Below are 19,876 nucleotides of genomic sequence, written 5' to 3'. Positions count from 1 at the left end.
CCGTGTTCGTCAGCGCGCGCTCCTTCGAGGAGTACCGGGCGATGTTCTCCCTCACCGATCGCGATCTGTCCCTGCGGATCCTGGACTGCCCGGGCGGCGCCGCGGGTTTCGTGTCCGAGGCCGGCGAGCGGGGTATCGACGCCGTCGCCGTGGACCCCGTCTACGGGTCCGACCGGGAACGTCTGGGAGAGCTGGCGCTCAAGGAGAACGAGCACAAACACCAGGAACTGCTCGAACGTCGGGAGGACTTCGTGTGGACGTGGTTCGACGGGCCCGAACAGTACACCCGCTCCCGTTCGCGGGCGGCGCGCGCCTTCGCGGCGGACATCGGGAAGCGCCCCGAACGCTACGTCGCGGGTTCGCTCCCCCGGCTGCCCTTCGCCGAGCGCTCCTTCGATCTCGTCCTCAGCTCGCACCTGCTGTTCTCCTACGGACGACAGTTGAGCGAGGACTTCCACCGCAGATCCCTGCTCGAACTGGTGCGGGTGTCCCGGTGGCAGGTGCGGCTCTACCCCTTGTTCCTGCACGCGGATTCCCGGCGCTATCCGGCGCTGGACCGGATGCGGGCGATGCTGGCGGGGTACGGCGTCACCTCGCGGGTGGAGCGGGTGGAGTACGCGTTCTTCCGGGGTGAGCCGGAGGCGTTGATCCTGGAGTGCGCCGAGCGTTCCGCCCTGCCGAAGGACGAGCCCGAACCCGTCGCGGACACCGGATCGCACGACCCGGTGCGGTGGCGGCACCTGGAGTCCCCCGCCCGAAGCGGAGGACTCCCCTAGAACGGCTCCGGGCCCGCCCCCGGAAACGGGGCGGGCTCGGAGTCATCCACGACGAGGCCGCGAGGACGCCGTTCCGGCGGTTCGGCGGGAGCGGCGTCCGGACCCGGAGGTCTGACGTTCGCTCTCCTTGCGCAGGGCGTCGACCAGCTCGTTCTTGCGCATCCGGGAACGTCCCTCGATGCCCAGCCGGCGGGCCTGGCGGTACAGGTGGTCCTTGGTGGCCTCGGCGTCGACCCCGCCGGCGGTGGGCAGGTCCGGGCCGGAGCGCCGTCCCGAACGCGGGTTGCGCGCCTGGGCGTCCGAGGGCCCCTTGCTCTGCTTGGCCTCCCAGTGATCGCCGACCTTCTCGAAGGTGTGCTTGACCGCCGCGAAGGCCACCCGGTGGGCGCGTTCGCCCTCGCCGTACTCCTTCACCGCGTTGTCGTGCGCTTCGATCCAGGTCCGCTGCGCCTTCTTCGGTGACCGGCGCAGAGTGTCGGGAAGTTCGTCCTTACCCGGCATTCCTCTCATCCCCCCGAATGGTCGGTTCCGGTGTGGGACGCCCTGCCCGCTCTCCGACCTCGGGAAACACCGGGGTGTCGGGGTCAGGTGGCGAAGATGTGGGACTCGTCGGCGAAGGCCTTGAACTCCAGGGCGTTGCCGGCGGGGTCGAGGAGGAACATCGTCCGCTGCTCGCCCGGCAGGCCTTCGAAGCGCACGTACGGTTCGATGACGAACTCGGTCCCGGCCTCGCGCAATCGCTCGGCCAGCCGTTCGAAGGCCTCCGGAGCGAGGATGAGACCGAAGTGGGGCACGGGCACGTCGTGTCCGTCGACCGGGTTGTGGACGGCGGCCCGACGTTCGGGGGCCAGGTGGGTGACGAACTGGTGGCCTTCGAGGTTCCAGTCGATCCAGGTGTCGGAGCTGCGGCCCTGTTCGAGGCCGAGCACGGTGCCGTAGAAGTGACGGGCGGCCGTCAGATCGTCGACGGGGACGGCCAGGTGGAAGCGGGGGCGAGGGGTGTCCGGCCGGGTCATGGGGCGACCTTTCGGGAGGGGGTGTTCCATCGCGATGTCGACATTAGGACATCACGGCGTCCATGAGAAGACCCCCGAGACCCCGAGTACGACCGGAAGGGCCCACCCCCGTTCCGGGGCGGGCCCTTCCGACGTGGCCGTGGAGCCGGGTCAGCCGACCAGGGCGAGCAGTTGCGGCACCGTCAACAGCGCCACGTAGAAGCCCATGAACTGCACACCGGTGTGCATGTTGAACATCCGGTTCAGCAGTCCGCCGACGAGGCCGACGCTGACCGCCACGCCGACGGCCAACAGGCCGCCCTCGTAGAGGCAGATCACCAGGATCAGGCCCGCGAACGATCCGATGATCGCCTCGTGGGAGATCCGGCGCATGACGAAACCGGCGGCCTTGTGGGCGTAGGTCATCGCGAACGGGTAGGCGATGACGGTCGCCAGCACCACGCCGAGCAGACCGTAGAAGAGGAACTCTCCCCCGGACAGCAGGTCGTGCAGGTTGTTGGTCGCGCCCGTCTCCGTGTCCACCGTGTACACCGGCGGGGCGTTGAACAGCGGCGCGGCCGGTCCGGCCGCCATCGGCGACAGCGGAAGCCCCAACGCGATCAGCGGGATGAGCGTCTCGGCGATGTAGGTGGACTCGGTGGTGCCGTTGCGCACCGACATCACGGTGGTGAGCCGGTGGTACCCGTTCTTGATCCGGGAGCCGGCCGCCTCGCCCATGAGCACGGTCATCGCGACCGGGGAGAACACGAAGGTCGCGCTGGAGACCGAGGCCGCGGCGGCCGTGTACCCCACCTGTCGCCGGTCGAGGATCTTGAACGGGTTGGGCACCCGCCCCTTCCACGTCCGGTTGTCCGGGGCCAGGTCGAACGATCGCGGCTTCGACCTGCGCAGGCCCTCCCGTCCGGCCGGGGACAGCGACAGGAACAGGTCCGCGATGAGCGGTCCGATGGCGATGCCCATGAAGAAGCTGATCGTCAGCGGCGTGCCGATGGTCTCGCCGATGAAGGTCTGCAACCCCACGACCAGCAGGACGAACGGGATCAGCGCGAAGACCGCCGCCAGCCGCCCCTTCGAGGTGTAGGCGATGATGAGCGCCGCCGCGAGGAAGATCCAGGGGGCCGCCGCTCCGATCGCCTCGGTGAAGGGGCTCAGCAGCCAGGCGAACAGGACCGACAGCGGGACCGAGATGAACGCGGCGAGCACACCGCCGGAGATGGCCTTGCGCAGCGCGATGTGGGGCACGCCCAACTCGCGCAGCATCTGCGCGTCCCGCAACATCGGCACGGCCAGGGTGTCACCGGGGATGCCCAACAGGGTCGTGGGGATCGCGTGGGTGATGTGCTTGGCGACGATGGCGCCGATGAAGAAGGTGAAGACGCCGGTGGGCGGCACGCCCAGCAGCACCACGAGCAGGGTCAGAGGGGCGACCGTGGCCGTCTCGTCGGTGTAGGAGGCCAGGCCGATGAAGGCGAAGACCACGACACCGATGATGCCCATGGCCACGGCCCAGGTCATGTCGGTGAGGAGTTCGGGGCTCATGATCGTTCCTCGGCTTCGGTGGAGCGCCGCCGGTGCTGCGCGAGCAGGTCGTCGTACAGCCCCAGGGTCCGGAGTTCCTCCTGGACCGCGGTGGGCAGTTCGGACGGGTCGCCCAGGGGGCCGATCTCGGCCTCGATGGCGTCCATGGCCTTCCTCCGACCCTCACCGTCGGCGGCGGTCTCGCGGACGATGCGCTTGGGTCGGAAGAACACGGCGTTGAGGAAGCCGGCGAGGAGACAGCCGCCCAGGCCCACCAGGAGGGCGTAGGTGGAGGCCACGTCCGGGTTGTCGCCGAAGTGGGCGAACAGCCGTTCCGAGACCAGGTAGAGCGGGACCGCGATCCCGGCTCCGAGCAGGATCGCCCACAGCGTGTGGCGGGAGTCGACGGTGTCGCCCCAGATCTCCAGGAGCCGGCCCGTCGCCTCCTTCCCTTCCTCCGGGGCGGTCATCGCCGGTCTCGCAGACGTGCCAGGACGGCCTCGGCGTGGTCGGCGCCGAAGGAACGATCGGCCACCAGGGCGGCCACCACCTGGGGGATCTCCTCGGGTTCGGCACCGGCGGCGACGGCGATGTTGCGGGCGTGCAGCGACATGTGGCCGCGCTGGATGCCCTCGGTGGCCAGGGCGCGCACCGCCGCGATGTTCTGGGCGAGGCCGACCGCCACCATGAGCTCGCCGAGTTCGCGGGCCGTGGTCACACCGGTCAGCGCCAGCGCGGCCCGGGCGACCGGGTGCGTGCGGGTGGCGCCACCGACGAGGCCGACCGGGGTGGGCAGCTCCAGGGTGGCGACGACATCGCCTTCGGCGTCGAGCTCGAAGGTCGACAGGGAGGTGTAGCGACCGGAGGCGTCGACGGCGTGCGCGTGGGCGCCGGCCTCCATCGCGCGGGTGTCGTTGCCGGTGGCCAGGACCACGGCCGAGACGCCGTTCATGATGCCCTTGTTGTGGGTGGCGGCCCGGTAGGGGTCGGCGGCGGCCAGACGGTAGCCGTGGACGATGTCGCGGGCGACCTCGGGCCCGCCCAGCGCCTCGGCGTCCAGGACCGCGCGGGCCCGGCTGATCCGCCGGTCGGCGCGGTTGGTGAGGATGCGCAGCAGGGGGCGGCCCTGGGCCAGTTCGGCGATCCGGGGCGCGACGGCCTCGGCCATGGTGTTGACGGCGTTGGCGCCCATCGCGTCGCGCACGTCGACGGCCAGGTGGGCCACCACGTAGGTCTGGTCCCCGGTCGGCACGGTGCGCACGGTCAGGTCGACCACGCCTCCGCCCAGACGGACGAGGGTGGGGTCCTGGCGCTCGGCCAGTTCGATGATCTCCTCCCGCGCCTCCAGCACCCGCAGACGGGCCGCCTCCGGGTCGGTGACGTCGACGATCTGCACCTGCGCCTGCATCACCGGGGTGGTGCTCGTGGTGGTGAAACCGCCGCGGACGCGGGCGATGCGGGCCGCGTTGGAGGCGGCGGCCACGACCGAGGGCTCCTCGGTGGCCATCGGGACGAGGACGTCACGCCCGTTGACGGTGAAGTTGGTGGCCACGCCCACCGGCACACCGATGACACCGACGGCGTTCTCGATCATCCGGTCGGCGATCTCGGAGTCCAGGCCGCCCGTCTCCAGAACGTCGAGCGCGTCCGGCTCCAGTCCGCACTCGCGCGCGGCCGTGCGTCGCCTCTCGACGACGTCGAGGTTACGGAACCCGGACAGCCTGCTGTTACCGGCCAAGCTGGGACACCCCCTGGGAGAAGGCACCGCCGACTATGCGGTGCGTCACTGTGATGGAGACCATGCAAGCAGCCCCGCAACGTGGGCGACATGTCCGATTCGGACAGAGAACTCCCCGTTAACCTGGCCGTTTCCTTCCGATCACATGGAGGCGGGCCGCCACGCCGAGTCGAAAGAGCGCGTCGGAGGAACGCCAGTCCGACCCCAGGAGTTCGGACAGACGCTCCAACCGCTGCTTGACGGTGTTGGGGTGCACGAACAGCGTCCGGGCGGTGCGGGTCACCCCGGCACCGCTGTCGACGTAGGTCAGGAGCGTGCCGATCAGGTCCGTGCCGTGGTCGCGGTCCCAGGCGATCACCGGGCCGAGCAGGCGTTCGGCGAACCGGCGCGCGCGTTCGCCGTCGGTGCCGAACATGGCGAGGTAGGGCGCGTACTCCTCGGTGGAGAAGACCCCCTCCTCCGCCCCGAGTCCGGGGAGCAGGGCGGCGCACTCCCAGGCCTCCCGCATGGCCTCGGGCAGTCCGGCGGTCCCCTCGGCCCGGCCCACCACCACGGTCGTCGCCTCGGCCTCCGCCTGGTGGGCGCGGGCCCGGACCTCCTCGGCCCGATCGGTCGCCCCCTCCCCCGGGATCAGGACGCCGACCCCGCCGTCCTGGACCGCCGCCAGCCAGCCGCGCCCTCCCGACAGGGCGCGGAGCACGGTGTGGCGTCGGGTGTCGGGGACGGGGAGGGCCAGCACCGTCCAGGCCCGGTCGAGTTCGATGCCCCGGGCCTTGGCGCGGCGTTCGAGCGACTCGGTGTCGGTGCTGCCCGAGAGCAGGTCCAGGGCCAGCTCGCCGCGCACCCGGTCCTCGGCCTCGGTCAACGCGTCGCGCCGCATGGTCAGCAGGGCCAGGATCTGGGCCGAGCGTTCGATGGTGCGCTGTTCCAGGTCGGTGAGGGGCTCTCGCGCCTCCCCCACCAGGACCAGCCCGAGGAAGACCGGCCCGGCCATGACGGCGGCCACGGTGGCCAGGCCGTGTGCGCCCACGTCGGCGCAGTGCCCCGAGGCCCGGCTGCGTTCGGCCGCCCGGACCACCTCGGGCAGGGGGCGGCCGTCGTGCCACCGGCGTTCGGCGGCCCCGGGCGAGGAGGCCAGCGGCCGGTGATCGCGGTCGACGACGGCGACCGGACGTTCCAGGGCCCCGGCCAGGGTGTCGGCGACCTCACGGGGCCCGTGCCCGGACAGGACCAGGGCGGTGAGTCGTTCGTGCACGCGGGCGGCCACGGCCATCTCCTCGGCGTGCTTGCGGGCCCGTTGGGCCGCCTCGGAGGCGGTGGAGAAGAGCCGCGCGGTGCGCAGGATGAGGGCGGCCTGGTCGGCGAAGGCCGAGAGCAGGGCGATCTCGTCGCCGCCGAAGGAGCGGGCCGAACGGTCGGCCGCGAAGAGCACGCCGAGGATCTCCCCGTCGGCGGAGACCGGCACGCCCAGCAGGGAACGGAGCCGCTCGTCCTTGACGGCCAGGTCGATCTCCGGGTCGCGGTCGAAGTCGGCCGTCTCCGAGTAGTCGGCGACCCACTGCGGGCTGAGGGTGTGGACCACCCGACTGGCGATGCCCACCCCGGTGGGGACGCGCAACCCGGGGAAACGCGGGGAGACCGTCCCCCGGCTGGCCCGCACGAACAGCTCGTCGGTGTCGGGGTCGTAGAGGGACATGTAGGTGACCTCGGTGCCGACGAGGTCGTGGGCCCGGTCCACCAGACGCTTGAGGACGGCCTGGGGATCGTGCACGTCGACCAGGTCGTGGGTGCTCGTGATCAGGGCGAGCAGTTCCCGTTCGCGCCGTCGGAGCCGGCCCACGAGAGCGGAGGTCCGTTGGACCTGGGAGGCGAGTTCCTCGCCCATGTCCCCCAGGATCGTCTCGGCCTCCTCCGCCCCCAGGTACTCGCCGGTCTCCAGCCGGCGGAGCAGGTCGACGACGGCGTGTCGCGCCTGCGGTCCCAGCCGTTCGGTGTGCTCTGCCATCGGTCCAGTCTGCCGGCCCGGGGCCGGCGAAACCGCTGGTGGGGCGGGTACGCTCTCGGTCCGGCCGGTTCCGTGGCCCCCTCGGGCCACCGGCTCAGGCCGGGGTGGTCTCTCCGTCCCCGTTCTCGTTCGGGGTGGCGGCGATCTCCAGGTGGACGCCGTGTTCGCGGATCGCCCGCGCCGAGGAGTCCGCGAGGCGGTCGTCGGTGATCACCGAGGAGAAACCGGAGAGCGGGGCGACCTTGAAGGTGCCGAAGGCCCCGTACTTGTCGGCTCCGGCGACGAGCACCGACGAGGAGGCCGCGGCCATGGCGGCGCGCTTGACCGCCACCTTCGACCGCGACGGCGTGGTCGAGCCGCGGTTGAGGTCCCAGGAGCTGGTCGAGACGAAGGCGATGTCGATGTTGAACTCGGTGACCGTGGCGGCCGCGATGTCCCCGACCGAGGAACGGTTCTCCCGGTCGATCTGGCCCCCGATGAGGAACAGGGTCAGGTCGGGGTGGTCGGTGAGCGAGGCCGCGGTGGTGAGGTCGTTGGTGATGACGGTGAGCCCGGTGACGTTCCACAGCAGGGGGACCAGATGGCCGAGCGTCGTCCCCGCGTCCAGGTAGAGGGTCTGGCCCTCGCCCACCAGGGCGGCCGCCGCGCCGGCCATCGCCCGTTTCTCCGCGACGTCCACGCTGGACTTGTCCCGGTAGGAGGGTTCGGAGCGCACCTGGGAGGCGAGTTCGACCCCGCCCGGGACCGAGCGGACCCGGCCCTCCTCCTCCAGGGTCATGATGTCGCGCCGCACCGTCATGTGCGAGACGTCGAGGATCTCGCAGAGCTCCTTCACGCTCAGCACTCCCGTGCCGCGCAGCTCCCTCAGGAGCAGGTCACGCCGTTGCGCCGGAATCATCGTCCTCCTTCGTCGTCGGTTCCCACAGACATGGTACCGAGAGTTACCAGATGATCTTAGCTGTGATAATTTTTGACTCATATGTTCCGGCAGTGTTAAAACACTGCTCATCGCCTCGACGGCCGGCGCACCACGCGTCCCCCCACGAGGTGAGAGAAGGAGAACCATGCAAGGCACCGATCCCACCACCTCGCCTCACGCCCCCGTCCGGTACGCGCTCACCGGGGCGCGGGGCGGGTTCGCGCGCACGCTGCTCGCCCAGACCCTGCGGATCGAACGGTTGCGCCCCACCGTCCTGTGCGACCTCGACACCGCCGGAACCGTCGCCCTGTGCGAAGAACTCGGCTACGCCCCCGAGGACCTGCGGGTCTGTTCCACCCCGGACGAGCTGGCCGCCCTGGAACCCGGCCGGATCGCCGTGACCGATGACGCCGGCCTGCTCGCTCAGGAGGGCTACGACGTCCTCGTCGAGGCCACCGGTAGCCCGGCCGCCGGGACCGCGGCCGCGCGGACCGCCATCGAGACCGGCCGCCACGTCGTCATGGTCTCCAAGGAGGTCGCCTCCGTCGCCGGAACCGCCCTGGCCGGCCTCGCCCGGGAACACGGCGTCGTCTACACCCCCGGAATGGGCGACCAGCCCGCCAACCTCATCGAGTGGTACGAGCGCGCGCTCACCCTCGGCCTCGACGTGGTCGCGATCGGCAAGTCCGGCGAGTACGACCTGGTGTTCGACCCCGAGACCGGGCGGGTCCGCCAACTCGACCGGGAGATCGACGCCCCCGAACTGGCCGATCTGCTGTCCCTGGGAACGGACGTGCCCGCCACCCTCGCCGCCCGGGCCCGCGCCGTGGCCGAACTCGACCGTTCGGCCGCCGCCGACTACTGCGAGATGGGCGTCGTCGCCGACCACACCGGGCTGACCTCGGACGTGGAGGGGCTCCACTATCCGGTCGCCCGGACCGCCGAGCTCGCCGACGTCTACTCCCTCGCCGAGGACGGCGGGATCCTGAACCGCTCCGGGGTCGTGGACGTCTTCAGCGTGCTGCGTCTGCCGGAGGAGGCCTCCTTCGCCGGGGGCGTCTTCGTCATCGTGCGCACCGGCGACCCCGTGACCTGGGAGCTGCTCGCCCAGAAGGGGCACGTGACCTCGCGTTCGGGCCGCTACGCCTGTCTCTACCTGCCCTACCACCTCATGGGCGTGGAGACCCCCCTGAGCCTGCTGGACGCGGTCGACCGCCATCGGGCCGCGGGTACGCGCCGACCGGCGCCGCACGCGATCCTCGCCGGACGGGCCCGGGGCCCGCTGGCCGCAGGCACCCGACTGGACATGGGCGGGCACCACCACGACGTCACCGGCGTGGCCCCCGTCCTCCTGGACCCGGCGCAGGCGCCGGACGACGTGGCCCCGCTCTACCTGGCGGCCCACACCACCCTGGGGCGCGACGTTCCCGAGGGCGCCCTGGTGCGCCTGGGCGACCTCGCCGACCCCGACGAGACCCTGATGGACGTCTGGCACCACGCCCGACTCCGGGCGAGCGATCGGAACAACTGACATGTCGGATCTCTACACACTGCTGGCGTTCGTCACCGCCGTCGTCGTCCTCGTCCTGCTCATCGCCCGCTTCAAGGTCCACCCCGTGGCCACGCTGTTCATCGTGGTCATGGGTCTCGGCCTGGTCCTGGGCATGGGCGGCACCGCCACCGTCGAACTGGTCATGGAGGGCTTCGGCAGCACCCTGGCCAAGGTCGGCCTGCTGGTGATCTTCGGCTGTGTCCTCGGCAAGATGCTCGAACTGAGCGGCGCGGCCATGAAGATCACCGAGACCGCGCTGCGGATGTTCGCGGAGAAGCGGGTGCCCTGGGCGATCGCCCTGGCCTCGACCGTGCTCGGCATCCCGCTCATCGCCGACACGGCGGTGGTCATGCTCATCCCCATCGTGTCCGCCCTGGCCTACCGCACGGGCTTCTCGATGATGCGCCTGGGCCCGATCCTGTACATCGGCGCCTACGTCATGACCTCGGTCATCCCGCCCGGCCCCGGCCCCCTCGCCTCCGCCTCCCTGCTGGAGGTCTCCATGGGCGAGGCGATCCTCTACGGCCTCATGGTGGGTGTGCCCGGCGTCCTGGTCGCGACCCTCTACCTGTCGCGCATCAAGACCTACGTGCCGCCCAAGCCCGAGTTCGTCGAGCACCTGGTGGGGGCCGGCGGCCCGTCCTCCGGCGGCTCCGGCGAGGGGGCCACCGACGACACGGCCCCGGGGTCGAAGGTCGGGCTGTTCGGCGCCCTGCTGCCCATCCTCGCCCCCATCGTCCTCATCGTCTTCGCCTCCCTGGCGGGACCGGCGCTGCCCGAGGGCTCCTGGATCACCGGCACCGTGCTGTTCGTCGGCGAGCCGACCGTCGCCCTGTTCCTGGCCTGCCTCCTCGCGCTGCCGCTGTTCCGCGGCCGCTGGCGCGACAAGGAGACCCTCAACGACCTGTTCGAGTCGGGGCTGCGCATCGCCGCCATGCCCCTGGCCCTGACCGGTGTCGGCGGGGCACTGGCCACCATCATCCGGGAGACCGGTGTGGCCGAGAGCGTGGCCGGGGGCATCGAGGGGATCGGACTGTCCCCGATCCTCATCCCCTTCCTCATCGCCGCCGCGGTGTGCACGATCACCGGCTCCAACATCCTCGGGGTCATGACCTCGGCCGCGATCATGCAGCCGCTGCTGCCCTCGCTCGACCTGTCCCCGCTCGCGGTCTACCTGGCCTGCGCCACCGGCGCGCAGATCATGAAGCACGCGAACTCCTCGGGCTTCTGGGTGACCACCACCCTGTCCAACATGACGGTGGGCCAGGGCATCCGCTCCATCGGGGTCGCCTCGGTGCTGTCGGGTGTGACCGGGTTCGTGGTGCTCTACGCCATGCACGCCGCCGGGCTCGTCTGATCCCCTCCCAGCGGGAGAGGGCCGTCCCCGCGTCCGACGCGGCGCGGGGACGGCCCGCACGACCGGAAGAAACGACCAACCTACGGAGGACCCCATGGCGACCCTCGGAGTGATCGCCGACGACCTCACCGGAGCGACCGACATCGCGATCGCCCTCACGTCGGCCGGATACCGGACCACCGTCGTCCTGGGCGACGACCCGAACGTCGGCGCCGTCGACACCGACGGCGCCGACGCCGTGGTCGTGGCCCTGAAATCGCGCACCGCGCCCGTACGGGAGGCGGTCGCCGACTCCCTGAACGCGCTGGAGACGTTGCGGACGGCCGGCTGCGAACGGTTCTACGTCAAGTACTGCTCGACCTTCGACTCCACCCCGGACGGCAACATCGGCCCCGTCTGCGAGGCGGTGCTGGAGGCCCTCGGCGAGCCCGTCACCGTGATCGCCCCCGCCTTCCCCGCCAACGGCCGCACCGTCTACCGGGGCCACCTGTTCGTGGGCGACGACCCCCTCGACGAGTCGTCGATGCGCCACCACCCGCTCACCCCGATGACCGACTCCAGCCTGCCGCGTCTGCTCGCGCCCCAGGTGTCCGGGGGCGCGGACGACATCGCCCTGGTGCCCTGGCAGGTCGTGGTCCGAGGGGCCGACGCCGTACGCTCCGCCATCGACGCGGCGGCCGCCTCGGGCGCCCGTTTCGTGGTCGTCGACGCCCTGGACGACGCCGACCTGGACACGCTCGCCGAGGCCACCGACCACCTGCGTCTGCTGACCGGCGGCAGCGCCTTGGCCCAGGGTCTGCGCGGCCCCCGCGACTTCGGCCCCTCCCGGATCACCCTCCCCGAGGGTCCCCGGGTGGTCCTGGCCGGCAGCGCCTCCCGCGCCACCCAGGGCCAGGTCCGCCACGCGCTCGCCGAGGGCGACGGGATCCACCTGGTCCCCGCCGACCTGCGCGCGGACTTCGACGGGGTGGTCTCCACCGCCGTGGAACGCGCGCTCGGCTCGGGCGAGGGCCCGTTCGTGGTGTACGCGACCTCGGCCCCCGAGCACGTCGGCGACACGGCCGACGCGCCCTTGATCGAGGACGCCCTCTCGGAGATCGCCGCGCGACTCGTGGCCGCCGGGGTGCGCGCCCTCCTGGTCGCGGGCGGCGAGACCAGCGGCGCCGTCGTGCGACGTCTGGGCGTGGGCCCGCTGGCCCTGGGCCCCGAGGTCGACCCGGGTGTGGCGTGGATGCTCGGCCGTAAGGACGGCGCCGACCTGCACCTGATGCTCAAGTCCGGCAACTTCGGCGGCGAGGACCTCTTCGTCCGCGCTTGGGAGGAAGGGGAGTGAACCCTACGACACTGGAGGACGCCGAGAGACTGTGCGCGGCGGGGCGTCGCGCCGTCGACCTGGGGCTGAGCCCGGGCGCGTCGGGCAACGTCTCGGTCCGTTCGGGCGACCTGACGTTGATGAGCCCCACGGGGGTCCCGCTGAGCGAACTGGACCCGGGAGAGCTGTCCGTCCTGGACGACTCCGGCCGCCACGTCGATGGCCCGGCCCCGTCCAAGGAGTTCCCGCTGCACCTGGCGATGTACCGCCGGGTGCAGCGGGCCGGGGCGGTCGTGCACCTGCACTCCCCGCACACCGTCGCGGCCTCCTGTCTGCCCGCCTGGTCGAAGACCTCCGCCCTGCCGCCGATCACCCCCTACCTGGTGATGCGGGTCGGGCAGGCGCCCCTGGTGCCCTACGCGGCCCCGGGCAGCGCGCGCCTGGCCGAGAACCTGGACGAGCTGCCCGGCGACTTCCGCGCGGCGCTGCTGGCCAACCACGGTTCCCTGGTGGCGGCGGCCGACCCGGCCGCGGCCCTGGACGGGGCGATCGAGTTGGAGGAGGCCTCCCGGATCGTGGTCTCCCTCCAGGGACGGGAGTTCTCCGTGCTGACGCCCGAGGACGTGCGTGAGCTGACCGAACGTTACGGCACCGTCTGGGAGTGCTGACCCCGTCCCGAGGGGGAGGACGGGCGGACACGCGACGAGGGGCCCGCGCCGGGTGGCGCGGGCCCCTCGTCGTGATCCTCAGCCGGTCTCGGGCAGCCGATAGACCGACACGTGCGAACGGGACTCGGAGGTGAAGGCGGCCCCCTCCCAATCGGCGTGCCGGGACTCCAGGACGAAACCGGCCAGGCGGGCCATCAGGTCGAGTTCGGCCGGCCAGACGTAACGCTGCGCGCACCGGAGCAGCCGCGCCTCGCGTCCCTCCCCGAAGCGGAAGTGGTGCGAGACCAGATGCTGGCGGGCCACGTCGTAGGTGTCCAGACCGATGTAGCCGTCCTCGGCCGTGAACAGGACGCCCTTCTGTTCCGGGGGCAGCCTGCGCAGGTCGGGCACGCCCAGTTCGACGACGAACCGGCCACCGGGTCGAAGGTGACGCGCGGCGTTGCGGAAGCACTCCACCTGCTCGTCCTGTTCGAGAAGATTGCCGATCGTGTTGTAGACCAGGTAGACGAGGGTGAAGTCGCCCGGGACGCGGGTGGTGGCCATGTCCCCGACCGTCACCGGCAGGGCGGTCTCGTCGGCCTTCTCACGGAGGCGGACGATCATCGCCTCGGACAGCTCGATCCCCGTGACCGGGACCCCGCGTTCGGCGAGCGGGATCGCCACGCGGCCGGTGCCGACGGCGAATTCGAGCGCGGCCCCGCCCTCGGCGAGCTCGGCCAGACGTTCCACGGTCGGGCCGAGTCTCTCCGGCGCGAACATCCCCTCACCCGGGGTGTCGTACTCGGCGGCGGTCTCGGCATCCCACGTCAGCGCGTTCTCGCTCTGTTCCATGCGGGAACGCTAACCCGGCGGGAACGGGCCACGCCAAGGGTTTTTCCGGGCCCCGCGCCGCGCGTGGGCCCCTTCGTCGGGATCTTCGACCGTGCCGGCATTGCGTTCGCACTGTGTTCCACGTCACCCTCCTGGAGGAACGTCTCCCACAGTGAGGACCCCCATGACCACGCACCCCTCCGACACCTCCCCACCCGAGGAACGACACGGCTTCATCAGGACCCTGGGCCGGATCGACGTCTTCTTCCTCGGGTTCGGCTCGATGATCGGCTTCGGCTGGATCGTGCTCACCGGAGGCTGGATCCAGAGCGCGGGCACCCTCGGAGCCGTCACGGCCTTCCTCGTCGGCGGCGTCGTCATGGCGCTGGTCGGCCTGGTCTACTCCGAACTGGTCTCCGCCATGCCCAAGGCCGGCGGCGAACACCACTACCTCCTTCGAGGGATGGGCCCCAGAGCCGCGCTGCTCGGCTCGTGGGGCATCGTCGGCGGCTACGTCACCGTGATCCTCTTCCAGTCGGTCGCCGTCCCCCGATCACTGACCTACCTCTTCCCCGATCTGCCCCGGATCGAGTTGTGGACCATCGCGGGCGCCGACGTGCACCTGACCTGGGCCCTGGTCGGATCGGCCACGGCCGCCCTGCTGACCTGGCTGAACATCCGAGGGATCCGGCAGGCCGGTCTCCTCCAGACCTCGGCGGTGCTGTTCCTGGTGGTCGTCGCCGTGGTGCTGCTCGCCTCCTCCTTCTTCGGCGGCCGACCCGAGAACGTCGAACCGCTCTTCACCGGCGGCGGTTCCGGGATCATCGCCGTCCTGGTCGTGGTGCCCTTCCTCTTCGTGGGCTTCGACGTGATCCCGCAGTCGGCCGAGGAGGCCCGGGTCTCGCCCCGACGGATCGGCTCCCTGGTGGTCCTGTCCGTGGTGATGGCCGCGGTGTTCTACATCGTGATCGTGGTGACCACCTCGCTGGCCGCGCCCACCGCCTCCCTGGGTTCGATGGACCTGGCCACCGCCGACGCGATGACGCACATGCTCGGCCACCCCTTCTGGGGGATGTTCGTGGTCGCGGGCGGTCTCGCGGGGATCGTCACCACCTGGAACGCCTTCCTGATCGGGGTGTCCCGGCTGCTGTGGGCGATGGCCCGTTCGGGCATGATCCCCCGCTGGTTCGGGGTGATGCACCGGCGCAACGGCACCCCGGTCAACGCGCTGCTGTTCGTGGGCGCCCTGTCGATGGGGGCGCCGTTCTTCGGGCTGGCGATGCTCGACTGGGCGGTCGACTCCGGCGGGCCGAGCATCGTCATCACCTATCTGATGGTCTCGGTGGTGTTCCTGCTGCTGCGCCGACGCGAGCCGGGGATGGAACGCCCCATGCGCGTGGGCGGCCGACGTCCCTGGGTCGGCGTCCTGGTGGGGGTCGCGGCCGTGGTGACCACCACGGCCATGCTCGCCCTCTACCTGCCCGGCATGCCGGCGTCGCTGTCCCCGGAGCCGTGGCTGATGTTCGTCGCCTGGTGGGCGCTGGGGCTGGTCTTCCTCATCCGGATCCCCGGCGGCGTGCGCCCCGGACCCGAGGCCGAGGAGGAACTGAGCGCGCGGGTCGCCGAACGGACCCGTCGACGGAGCGGCCGACCGTGACGGCGGGCCGTTCCGGGTCCCGCCCGGAACGGCCGCCTCCGTTCCCTCAGTCCTCGGTCGTACGGGGACGTTCGCCCTTGATCTCGGTGCCCACGTCCAGCTCGGCCCGCTCCTCGGCCAGGACCCGCAGCGCCTCCTCGTCGGAGACCCGGTTCCTCGGCGTGAGCAGGCTGACCACCACGCCCGCGATCAGGGCCGCGGCCAGGGACGGGAGCACCGCGTTGCCCCAGAAGGCGGCGTAGGAGTCCACGTTGTTCACGACCAGCGCCGCCACCGAACCGGCCGCCATCGCCGAGACCCCGCCCTGCCAGGTGGCCCGGGGCCAGAACCGGCCGAGGAGGGAGGCCACCAGCAGGCCGGTGAGCACCGTGGAGATGAGCAGGGTGATGTAGTCGATGATCGTCGTGGCCAGCAGGGCGAAGACCAGCGCCAGGGCGAGGACCGAGGCCAGGGCCACCCGGGAGTGGAAGACGAGACGGTCGGGCCGGGGCAGCCGTCCGGTGACGAGCTGCACGACGTCGCGCAGCAGGATCGTGACGCCGACGATGGCGTCGGAGTCCCCCGAGGACATCGTGGCCGACAACCCGGCCACCAGGAGGAAGGCGCCCAGCCAGAGGGGGAAGAGCGTCGTCGCCAGGTAGGGGAAGGCCAGATCGGGGTTGTCCAGGCCCGGTTCCAGAGCGTGGGCGGACATCCCCGCGATGGCGGGCAGCAGGGAGAAGACCGCGAACAGCGTTCCGGCGATCAGAAAGCCGCGGCGCACCGTCCGCACGTCGGCGGCCGAGTAGATCCGCTGCCGGTAGGAGGGGGTGGCCAGGACGCCCACCGCGATGACCACGGCCAGAGACAGGGCGGGCAGGAGCCCCAGCGCCTCGACGCCCAGCATGGACAGGGCCTCCTCACTGTTGCCCTCGGCCAGACCGGCGAACCCTCCGACGTGGACCAGGGCCAGCACCGCCAGGAGCGTGAAGCCGACGAACAGCAGCGTGCCCTGGATCGCGTCGGTGACGACCACGGCCAGGTAGCCGCCGACGACGGTGTAGATCCCGAAGCCCAGCGCCACGACGACCTTGGCCGTCGCGGCGTCCATCCCGGTCAGAAAGGACAGATACATGGCGCCGCCCATGATGTGCGCGCCCAGCCATCCGACGGAGGCCAGGAACAGCAGAACCGCCACCACGCCCTTCACCACGCGGTTCGCGCCGTAGTAGAAGCTCATCTCCTCGGCGAAGGTCATGAACCCGTACTCGCGCACGTCGGCGAAGAGCCACATGAGCAGGAGGATCCCCGCCGCGCCGCCGATCCCGTACAGGGCTCCGGCCCAGCCGTTCTGGTAGGCGAAGCCGACCGCGCCGAGACTGGATCCGGTGCCGACCAGGGTCGCCAGGGTGCTGCCCATGATCAGGGGGACCCCGAGGCGGCGCCCGGCGAGGAGGAAGTCCTCCCCGTCGCGGGTCCTTCGGGCCACCCACCAGCCGACGCCGATCATGAGGAGGACCGCGGCGATCAGGGCGGGGAGATAGATCATCCGTGCTTCGACCATGACACTGCTCCGTCGTGAGGGGGTACGGGGCCGTGGGGGCTCCGGGGCGGGGTGAGGGAGCGGGGTCGCCCGGTCGAAGGGCGACCCCGGACGGGAGGACCGGTGGAGGCCGTTCCTCAGGCGGTGTAGAGCACCGCGTCGATCTCGATGAGGAACCCGGGCAGGTCGGCCTGGATGGTGGTGCGCACGGGCGGCTCGTCACCGAAGTACTCGGCGAAGAGCGTGTTCATCGCCTGGAAGTCGTCCAGGTCGCGCAGGTAGACCCGGGCCTGGACGGCGTCCCGCAGGCTCGAACCCGCGGCCTCGGCGATGGCGACGAGGTTGGCGAAGGTGGCGCGGGCCTGCTCCTCGAAGGTGCCCTCCACCAGGGAGCCGTCGGTGCGGTGCGGGGTGGCCCCGGCCAGGTACACGAAGTCCCCGGCGATGGCGGCGTGGGAGTAGGGGCCTCCGGGCGGGGAGGCGTTGGGGGTGACCAGGGTCTTCTTCTTGCTCATGTGTTCTCCTCGAACATCGGATCGGTCCACCGGTCGGCGGACGGGTGCGGCTGCGCCCCGGGGCCCGGGGCGTTCGTGCGGGGGGTCGGTGGAGGGTCTCGTCGAGGTCCTCCGGTCAGGGGCGGGGGAAGGGTTCGTCGAAGTCCTCGGGCCGGTCGAGGCGGCGCACGGAGGCCCGCACCCGTTCGCGGCGTTCGTTCTCCGCCTCCTGTTGGGCCGGGCTGAGCGGCACCCAGAGGGGCGGTGGCGCGGCCGAGGCCGGGGGCAGGAGGCGACCACCGACGTAGGTGGCGGTGTTGGTCAGTCGTACCGGCGCCCTGCGGACGCCGCCGTGGACGTCCACGGCGTCGAAGCCGTCGTGGTCGATCTCGAAGACGGCGATGTCGGCGGCGGCGCCGACCGCCAGGGTTCCCGCGTCCAGGCCCAGCGCGCGGGCGGGGCGGACGGTCGCGGCGGCCACCGCCCGGTTCAGGTCCATCCCCGCGGCCATGGCCTTGGCCATGACGGTGGGCAGATCGAAGGCGGGCCCGTGGATCGACCGGACGTGCAGGTCGGTGGAGACGACGGGGTCGATCCCGGCGGCCAGTTCGGCCTCGAACACCTCGAAGTCGAAGGCGCCCGAGCCGTGGCCCAGGTCGAAGACGACGCCCGTGTCGCGCAGGCGCAGGAGCGTGTCGGTGGGTCGCCCCTCGAAGACCAGTCCGGCGGCCACGCCGGTGGCGCAGTGAGTGAGGACGTCCCCCTCCTTCAGGAGCGGGGCGATCTCGGCCAGACCGGGCGGCCCGTAGCCGATGTGGACCATGAGGGGGCGGCCGAGCCGGTCGGCCACGCTGCGGGCGCGGCGCAGGGGTTCGATCCCGTGGGGGCCGACGGTGTGCCGGTCGATCCGGGCCTTGACCCCGCGGACCAGGTCCGGTTCGGCGGCGGCGACCGCCACGGTGGTGTCGACGTCGAGGTTCTCCAGCACGTGGTGTTCGCCGGTCCGACCGACCAGGCCGGTGCCGGCCACGTTGATCAGGGCGTGCACGCGCAGCGGGGAGGGGTCGACGATCGACCGGCGCAGCCCGGCGAGGGTGTAGGCGCCCGCCGAGCCGGCGTCGATCCAGGTCGTCACCCCGGTGCGCCAGGCGATCGGTGCGGGGTCGAGCCCCCAGTAGCCCGCGCCGTCGCCCAGGTGGGTGTGCAGGTCGACGAGGCCGGGCAGGACCACCAGGCCCGTGACGTCCACCGCGTGCACGGCCTCGGAGCGGGGCAGGTCGACCGCGACGTCGACGATCCTGCCGCCTCGGACGCCGATGTCGGCGATCTCGTCCCTTCCCGTGCCCGGGTCGATGACCCGTCCGCCGTGGAGCAGAAGGTCCCACACACCCATCACCCCCATGGTGTTGCGCCCTGCGCAACACTGTTGCTCCATTGCCAACAGATTGAATAGCATCCCGACGTGACACGGGTCAATGAGTTCGGTGTCGAGCGCTACGAAAGGACCTCGGTGGACGAGCCGCATCCCCCCGCTCAGAGGGACCCCCGATCCACGCACGCCCCCGGGACGGCACGACCGCGGATCGACGCGGTGTGCGTGGGAGAGTGCATGGCGCTCCTGGTCCCGGAGGAGGCGCCCCCCGGCCACGCCCCGCGTTTCCGCGCCGAGGTCGGCGGCGCCGAGGGCAACGTCGCCGTGCACCTGGCCCGGGCCGGACGTCGGGTGGAGTGGCACGGCCCCCTGGGCGACGACCCCTTCGGCGACCGCATCCGCGAGCGGCTCACCGCCTCCGGCGTGGTCTGTCGTTCCCGGATCGACCCGGCCCGTCCGACCGGCCTGTACATGAAGCACCCCGGCCCCGAGGGCACCCGGATGCGCTACTGGAGGCGCGGGTCGGCCGCCTCGGCCCTGGGCCGGGACGACGCCGTCGCGGTCCGAAAGGCCGCGCCGCGCCTGGTCCACACCACCGGCATCACCGCGGCCCTGTCGGAGACCGCGGATGAGCTGGTCGAGGAGCTGCTGACCGACACCTCACCCACCACACTGCGCAGCTTCGACGTCAACCATCGGCCGGCGCTGCACGACACGCCGGGTCGACGTCGACGGCTGCTGGATCTGGCCCGCCGGGCCGACGTCGTCTTCTGCGGGCTGGACGAGGCCCAGGCCCTGTGGGGGATCGAGACCATCGACGGGCTCCGCGCGCTCATCCCCGAACCCGAGTGGCTCGTGGTCAAGCAGGGCGCCACCGGGGCGACCGCCCTGCGTGCGGGCGGTTCCTTCTTCCATCCGGCCCCGGAGGTCGAGGTCGTCGAACCGGTCGGCGCGGGCGACGCCTTCGCCGCCGGATTCCTCCACCGGCTGCTGGACGAGGCGCCTCCGATGGAGTGTCTGGCGGAGGGGACCGCCCTGGCCGGGCTGGTCCTGGGACTGGAGGGGGACGCCCCCGCTCCCCCACCACCCCCGACCTCCTGCGACACTGACACGGGGCCCTCGGGCCGCCACCACTGAACGAGCGGGGCGAAGGAGAAGGT

18 protein-coding genes are annotated in these 19,876 nt (G+C 71.7%); 7 read left to right on the top strand and 11 right to left on the bottom strand.

The features are described 5' to 3' along the window. Positions 1-2 precede the first annotated feature (2 nt). Positions 3-776, top strand: a complete 774-nt coding sequence (locus D451_RS0116665; RefSeq protein ID WP_017535273.1) for a class I SAM-dependent methyltransferase — start codon at positions 3-5, stop codon at positions 774-776. Positions 777-818: 42 nt separating this feature from the next. Here D451_RS0116665 and D451_RS0116660 read toward each other — a convergent pair whose 3' ends face one another. The 7 genes from D451_RS0116660 to D451_RS0116630 form a co-directional block, all read right to left on the bottom strand. After that, the gene (locus tag D451_RS0116660; RefSeq protein ID WP_017535272.1) at positions 819-1,277 is read right to left on the bottom strand and encodes a ChaB family protein; all 459 of its coding nucleotides are present in this window, start codon (positions 1,275-1,277) and stop codon (positions 819-821) included. Positions 1,278-1,360: 83 nt separating this feature from the next. After that, a complete protein-coding gene (locus D451_RS0116655) occupies positions 1,361-1,792 on the bottom strand; it encodes a VOC family protein (RefSeq protein ID WP_014912225.1) in 432 nt (143 codons plus the stop codon). 150 nt (positions 1,793-1,942) lie between these two features. Further along, positions 1,943-3,331, bottom strand: a complete 1,389-nt coding sequence (locus D451_RS0116650; RefSeq protein WP_014911330.1) for a tripartite tricarboxylate transporter permease — start codon at positions 3,329-3,331, stop codon at positions 1,943-1,945. Continuing rightward, the gene (locus tag D451_RS0116645; protein ID WP_017535271.1) at positions 3,328-3,780 is read right to left on the bottom strand and encodes a hypothetical protein; all 453 of its coding nucleotides are present in this window, start codon (positions 3,778-3,780) and stop codon (positions 3,328-3,330) included. The genes D451_RS0116650 and D451_RS0116645 overlap by 4 nt, the downstream gene beginning before the upstream one ends. Continuing rightward, a complete protein-coding gene (locus D451_RS0116640) occupies positions 3,777-5,048 on the bottom strand; it encodes a hydroxymethylglutaryl-CoA reductase, degradative (protein ID WP_017535270.1) in 1,272 nt (423 codons plus the stop codon). Before D451_RS0116640 ends, D451_RS0116645 begins: the two co-directional genes overlap by 4 nt. Before the next feature lie 118 nt (positions 5,049-5,166). Then, positions 5,167-7,053 (bottom strand): helix-turn-helix domain-containing protein, encoded by a 1,887-nt coding sequence (locus tag D451_RS0116635; protein ID WP_017535269.1) that lies wholly within the window; start codon positions 7,051-7,053, stop codon positions 5,167-5,169. 94 nt (positions 7,054-7,147) lie between these two features. Then, positions 7,148-7,951 (bottom strand): DeoR/GlpR family DNA-binding transcription regulator, encoded by an 804-nt coding sequence (locus D451_RS0116630; RefSeq protein WP_017535268.1) that lies wholly within the window; start codon positions 7,949-7,951, stop codon positions 7,148-7,150. Positions 7,952-8,117: 166 nt separating this feature from the next. Here D451_RS0116630 and D451_RS0116625 point away from each other — a divergent pair, with 166 nt between their 5' ends. The 4 genes from D451_RS0116625 (at position 8,118) to D451_RS0116610 (ending at position 12,861) form a co-directional block, all read left to right on the top strand. Continuing rightward, the gene (locus tag D451_RS0116625) at positions 8,118-9,503 is read left to right on the top strand and encodes an NAD-binding homoserine dehydrogenase (RefSeq protein ID WP_017535267.1); all 1,386 of its coding nucleotides are present in this window, start codon (positions 8,118-8,120) and stop codon (positions 9,501-9,503) included. Between the two features lies 1 nt (position 9,504). Then, a complete protein-coding gene (locus tag D451_RS0116620) occupies positions 9,505-10,881 on the top strand; it encodes a GntP family permease (protein ID WP_017535266.1) in 1,377 nt (458 codons plus the stop codon). A 94-nt stretch (positions 10,882-10,975) separates the two neighbouring features. Further along, on the top strand, positions 10,976-12,214 hold the full coding sequence (gene otnK / locus D451_RS0116615) for a 3-oxo-tetronate kinase (RefSeq protein WP_017535265.1): 1,239 nt from the start codon (positions 10,976-10,978) through the stop codon (positions 12,212-12,214). Continuing rightward, positions 12,211-12,861, top strand: coding sequence for a class II aldolase/adducin family protein (locus D451_RS0116610; RefSeq protein ID WP_017535264.1), 651 nt, complete (start codon positions 12,211-12,213; stop codon positions 12,859-12,861). Before otnK ends, D451_RS0116610 begins: the two co-directional genes overlap by 4 nt. A gap of 78 nt (positions 12,862-12,939) precedes the next feature. Here the strand turns inward: D451_RS0116610 and D451_RS0116605 are convergent, their stop codons facing one another. Next, the gene (locus D451_RS0116605; RefSeq protein WP_017535263.1) at positions 12,940-13,692 is read right to left on the bottom strand and encodes a class I SAM-dependent methyltransferase; all 753 of its coding nucleotides are present in this window, start codon (positions 13,690-13,692) and stop codon (positions 12,940-12,942) included. Between the two features lie 163 nt (positions 13,693-13,855). Here D451_RS0116605 and D451_RS0116600 point away from each other — a divergent pair, with 163 nt between their 5' ends. Next, positions 13,856-15,328, top strand: coding sequence for an APC family permease (locus D451_RS0116600; RefSeq protein WP_378712923.1), 1,473 nt, complete (start codon positions 13,856-13,858; stop codon positions 15,326-15,328). Positions 15,329-15,374: 46 nt separating this feature from the next. On the opposite strand, the gene D451_RS0116595 is transcribed toward D451_RS0116600, so the two are convergent. From D451_RS0116595 to D451_RS0116585, 3 genes are all read right to left on the bottom strand, one after another. Continuing rightward, complete coding sequence (locus D451_RS0116595; RefSeq protein ID WP_017535261.1) at positions 15,375-16,871, bottom strand: sodium:solute symporter family protein; 1,497 nt, start codon at positions 16,869-16,871, stop codon at positions 15,375-15,377. Between the two features lie 116 nt (positions 16,872-16,987). Then, positions 16,988-17,365 (bottom strand): RidA family protein, encoded by a 378-nt coding sequence (locus tag D451_RS0116590; protein WP_017535260.1) that lies wholly within the window; start codon positions 17,363-17,365, stop codon positions 16,988-16,990. A 115-nt stretch (positions 17,366-17,480) separates the two neighbouring features. Further along, a complete protein-coding gene (locus tag D451_RS0116585) occupies positions 17,481-18,731 on the bottom strand; it encodes an amidohydrolase family protein (protein ID WP_026125129.1) in 1,251 nt (416 codons plus the stop codon). A 195-nt stretch (positions 18,732-18,926) separates the two neighbouring features. Here D451_RS0116585 and D451_RS0116580 point away from each other — a divergent pair, with 195 nt between their 5' ends. After that, positions 18,927-19,853 carry a sugar kinase gene (locus D451_RS0116580; protein ID WP_378629409.1) on the top strand — a complete coding sequence of 309 codons (927 nt, stop codon included), beginning with the start codon at positions 18,927-18,929 and terminating at the stop codon, positions 19,851-19,853. The last annotated feature ends 23 nt before the right edge of the window (positions 19,854-19,876 follow it).

Source organism: Nocardiopsis alba DSM 43377 (genome assembly GCF_000341225.1).
In the GTDB taxonomy this organism is placed as follows: Bacteria; Actinomycetota; Actinomycetes; order Streptosporangiales; family Streptosporangiaceae; genus Nocardiopsis; species Nocardiopsis alba.
The sequence above is the reverse complement of the archived record's forward strand: the minus strand, read 5'-3'. Positions and strand labels throughout refer to the sequence as shown.

Excerpts from the sequence above, each read along its gene's own strand:
- otnK (WP_017535265.1), top strand. The coding sequence starts at position 10,976 with ATGGCGACCCTCGGAGTGATCGCCGACGACCTCACCGGAGCGACCGAC.
- D451_RS0116660 (WP_017535272.1), bottom strand. The coding sequence starts at position 1,277 with ATGCCGGGTAAGGACGAACTTCCCGACACTCTGCGCCGGTCACCGAAG.
- D451_RS0116630 (WP_017535268.1), bottom strand. The coding sequence starts at position 7,951 with ATGATTCCGGCGCAACGGCGTGACCTGCTCCTGAGGGAGCTGCGCGGC.
- D451_RS0116590 (WP_017535260.1), bottom strand. The coding sequence starts at position 17,365 with ATGAGCAAGAAGAAGACCCTGGTCACCCCCAACGCCTCCCCGCCCGGA.
- D451_RS0116600 (WP_378712923.1), top strand. The coding sequence starts at position 13,856 with ATGACCACGCACCCCTCCGACACCTCCCCACCCGAGGAACGACACGGC.
- D451_RS0116655 (WP_014912225.1), bottom strand. The coding sequence starts at position 1,792 with ATGACCCGGCCGGACACCCCTCGCCCCCGCTTCCACCTGGCCGTCCCC.
- D451_RS0116650 (WP_014911330.1), bottom strand. The coding sequence starts at position 3,331 with ATGAGCCCCGAACTCCTCACCGACATGACCTGGGCCGTGGCCATGGGC.
- D451_RS0116645 (WP_017535271.1), bottom strand. The coding sequence starts at position 3,780 with ATGACCGCCCCGGAGGAAGGGAAGGAGGCGACGGGCCGGCTCCTGGAG.
- D451_RS0116605 (WP_017535263.1), bottom strand. The coding sequence starts at position 13,692 with ATGGAACAGAGCGAGAACGCGCTGACGTGGGATGCCGAGACCGCCGCC.
- D451_RS0116595 (WP_017535261.1), bottom strand. The coding sequence starts at position 16,871 with ATGGTCGAAGCACGGATGATCTATCTCCCCGCCCTGATCGCCGCGGTC.
- D451_RS0116625 (WP_017535267.1), top strand. The coding sequence starts at position 8,118 with ATGCAAGGCACCGATCCCACCACCTCGCCTCACGCCCCCGTCCGGTAC.
- D451_RS0116635 (WP_017535269.1), bottom strand. The coding sequence starts at position 7,053 with ATGGCAGAGCACACCGAACGGCTGGGACCGCAGGCGCGACACGCCGTC.
- D451_RS0116620 (WP_017535266.1), top strand. The coding sequence starts at position 9,505 with ATGTCGGATCTCTACACACTGCTGGCGTTCGTCACCGCCGTCGTCGTC.